1 protein-coding gene is annotated in these 558 nt (G+C 61.3%); it reads right to left on the bottom strand.

What is annotated here, in order from left to right:
* Window positions 1-359 (bottom strand): transposase (locus ABE423_RS20710; protein ID WP_329916271.1); only part of this gene is annotated, 359 nt, incomplete at its 3' end.
* Window positions 360-558: the final 199 nt, after the last annotated feature.

Below are 558 nucleotides of genomic sequence, written 5' to 3' on the forward strand. Positions count from 1 at the left end.
TCGGTACGCGGTACGTATTCACGCAGGCGATCGTTCTCCTTCTTCACGTACCGGGCGATCGCTTCGGCGTCCATGGCGTCCGTCTTGCCACGCGAGCCCGTCGCCCGGCCGTAGTGCTTGATCAGACGTGGATTGATCACATAGACAACGTGGCCTGCCTGGCCAGCCATCCGAGCCAACAACTCGTAGTACCGCCCCGTCGCCTCCATGCCAATCCGGCATCGCTGGGGCAAGGTGTTGAGCCACTGGGCTATGCCGGCCCGGGTGTTGGCGATCCTGTCGCCGGCCTTGCGGTCGGCCACTGCCGGTACGAACTCCTTGGAGTCCACGTCCACGCCAATATCGAGAGAATCAGACATTTGTACGGCTCCCAGCTATCTTTAAGGGGCTGGGGTGGTACCGCACCGACGTTAGCTTGCCTACATCGACGATCCCCTTTGGGGGCCGTACGATCCTTTATCGACGTTCGTGTGCGGGATGGGGATCGCTCGACTCGTCTGTCGGCTAGTATCCGCAGATGCATGCTTGACGGTCCCTCCACCCTGGCTCCTACATACC

It is taken from the genome of Stenotrophomonas sp. TWI1409, from assembly GCF_039673015.1.
GTDB classification, from domain to species: Bacteria; Pseudomonadota; Gammaproteobacteria; order Xanthomonadales; family Xanthomonadaceae; genus Stenotrophomonas; species Stenotrophomonas maltophilia_A.